The organism is Mesorhizobium sp. M0894 (assembly GCF_040319725.1).
Lineage (GTDB): Bacteria > Pseudomonadota > Alphaproteobacteria > Rhizobiales > Rhizobiaceae > Mesorhizobium.
Genome location: NZ_JAMYOG010000048.1, coordinates 1 through 2,533 on the forward strand (window position 1 = coordinate 1; position 2,533 = coordinate 2,533).

3 protein-coding genes are annotated in these 2,533 nt (G+C 63.6%); all 3 read left to right on the forward strand.

Features of this window, described 5'->3' with window-relative positions; translation table 11 throughout:
* Positions 1-111: 111 nt before the first annotated feature.
* The 3 genes from NKH91_RS32210 (at position 112) to tnpC (ending at position 2,511) form a co-directional block, all read left to right on the forward strand.
* A complete protein-coding gene (locus NKH91_RS32210; RefSeq protein ID WP_245274633.1) occupies positions 112-492 on the forward strand; it encodes a transposase in 381 nt (126 codons plus the stop codon).
* Positions 489-833 carry an IS66 family insertion sequence element accessory protein TnpB gene (gene tnpB / locus NKH91_RS32215; RefSeq protein WP_352642448.1) on the forward strand — a complete coding sequence of 115 codons (345 nt, stop codon included), beginning with the start codon at positions 489-491 and terminating at the stop codon, positions 831-833. Before NKH91_RS32210 ends, tnpB begins: the two co-directional genes overlap by 4 nt.
* A gap of 73 nt (positions 834-906) precedes the next feature.
* Positions 907-2,511, forward strand: coding sequence for an IS66 family transposase (gene tnpC, locus NKH91_RS32220; protein ID WP_352885607.1), 1,605 nt, complete (start codon positions 907-909; stop codon positions 2,509-2,511).
* The last annotated feature ends 22 nt before the right edge of the window (positions 2,512-2,533 follow it).

A 2,533-nucleotide genomic window follows, 5' to 3' on the forward strand; every position in this document is an offset into this window, starting at 1 on the left:
GTAAGCGCCAAGCTGACCCCATCTGGCGCGGCTTGAGGTGATGAGCGAGACATACTGACACTGAAGCAAGGAGCCGAGGAGGTTGCAGTGTCAATTTCTATGTCTGCGCCTATGCCTGATGATAGAAGTTTCCATGTTCTTGAAGCGGTTGCCAACCGACTGGAGGCAAGCCCGCAGCGTCCGCGCCGGCGCTGGTCGGCGGAAGCGAAGTCGCGGCTGATCGAGGCGACACTGAAGCCGGGCGCGAATGTATCGGCCATTGCCAGACAGGCGGGGATGGCGCCGGCCCAGCTGTTCGGCTGGCGGAGCAAGGCGATCAAGAGCGGTGCGGTCACGCCACACAGGGATGCGGAGCGGCTCGGCTTTGTCGAGGTCACGCCGACAGCGTCTGCGTCGGTGGAGATCGAGCTGGGTGGCGTGGTCATTCGCGCCGGTGCCGATATCAATGAGGAGCAGCTGGTGCGGATTATCCGGGCGGTTCGCCAGGCATGATCCCGGCTGGCGTGAAGGTGTTGCTCGCCAGTCATCCCGTCGATTTTAGAAAAGGTCCCGACGGCCTTTTGGCACTGGTGCGCGATGCCGGCTCGGATCCATTCAACGGCGCACTTTATGTATTCCGCGCCAAAAGAGCGGACAGGATCAAGATCGTCTGGTGGGACGGCAGCGGCGTGTGTCTTTATGCCAAGCGGCTGGATGAGGCGAAGTTCTGCTGGCCGCGGATCGGCCACCACCGGGTCCAGCTCAATCATGCTCAGCTCATGGCTCTGGTTGACGGAATGGACTGGAAACGGGTTCGAACGGAGACCGTCAGGCGGCCGCAATCGGTTGGGTAAAACCCTGCGGCATGATGAATCAGGGGCCTGAAAACGCGGGAAAATTGCCCGCGAATATGCTCTGATTTTGGCCATGTCGGCACCCGATCTCGCGCTCCCGGACGACGTTGACGCGCTCAAGGCGATGGTTGTTGCCATGGCCGAAAAAGCCGCCGGTCTGGAAGAGCGTAATGCCGATCTCGAAGCCCACAATACGCATCTCGAGTTGGTCAACAAGAGCGCCGAGGAGCGGATCGCACGACTGACGGCGGTGGTGAAGATGCTGGAGCGGTCGCGCTTCGGCAGCCGCTCCGAAAGGTTGCGGGCCGGTGCGCTGAGCGAGGAGCAGTACGCTCTGGTCTTCGACGAGATCGAAACCGGCGTGGCGGCCATCCAAGCGCAGATGGAGAAGTCTGCGGGCGGCTCGAAAGCGAAGCGCGCCCCGCGCCCTCGCAAAGGCTTTGCGGCCCATCTCGAACGGGTCGAGGTGGTCATCGAGCCCGAAACGCCTGCTGGCTGCGAAGCGCTGGAAAAGATCCTGATCGGCGAGGACGTCTCCGAACGGCTCGATCTCACCCCGGCGAAGTTCCGGGTGATCGTTACGCGTCGCCCCAAATATGCCTACAAGGGTTGGGACGGCGTCATCCAGGCAGCCGCGCCCGCCCGCATCATCGAAAGCGGCATTCCGACCGAAGCGCTGCTGGCGCAGATCGCGGTGTCGAAATACGCCGATGGCCTGCCGCTCTACCGCCAGGAAGCGATCTATGCCCGCGATCAGGTCGAGATCGACCGGTCACAGATGGCGCAGTGGATGGGCAAGCTCGGCTTCGAGCTCGAGCCGCTCGCCGATTACGCACTGGCTCGCATCAAGCAGGGGGAGCGGGTCTTCGCCGATGAGACCACGCTGCCAACGCTGGCGCCGGGATCTGGCAAGGCCAAGACGGCCTACCTCTGGACCTATGTCCGCGATGATCGGCCCTTTGGCGGCAGTGGACCGCCCATCGTCGCCTACCGCTTCGAGGACAGCCGCGCCGGCGAATGTGTCGCCCGTCATCTGGACGGCTATCGCGGCATCCTGCAAGTCGACGGATACGCCGCCTATAACCGGCTGGCCCGATCCGATCGGGGCAATGACGGCGTGATGCTGGCGGCGTGCTGGTCGCACGTGCGGCGCAAGTTCTACGAACTGCATGCCGCAGGCTCCTCCGTTATCGCCTCGCAGACGGTGGCGCAGATGGCCCCACTGTGGGCCGCCGAGGAGGCCGTACGCGGCCAGGACCCGGCAGTACGGATAACTGCGCGTCAGGAGAAATCCGCCGTCATCGTTGCCGCTCTCTTTGCGCTGTGGGAAAAGGAGCTGCCCAAGCTGTCGGGAAAATCGAAGCCGGCCGAGGCGATCCGCTATGCACTCGGCCGGCGTGCCGCGCTGGAGCGCTTCCTCACCGACGGCCGGATCGAAATCGACTCCAACACCGTCGAGCGCGCCATCCGGCCGCAGACAATTACCCGAAAGAACAGCCTCTTCGCGGGCAGCGACGGCGGCGGACGGACATGGGCCACCATCGCCACCCTGCTGACCACCGCCAAGATGAATCAGGTCGATCCGCACGCCTGGCTCACCCTGACCCTCGAGCGCATTGCCAATGGCTGGCCAAACAGCGATATCGACGCCCTCATGCCATGGAATTACCAGCGCTGAACGGCCTCAGCTGCCCGCTTAC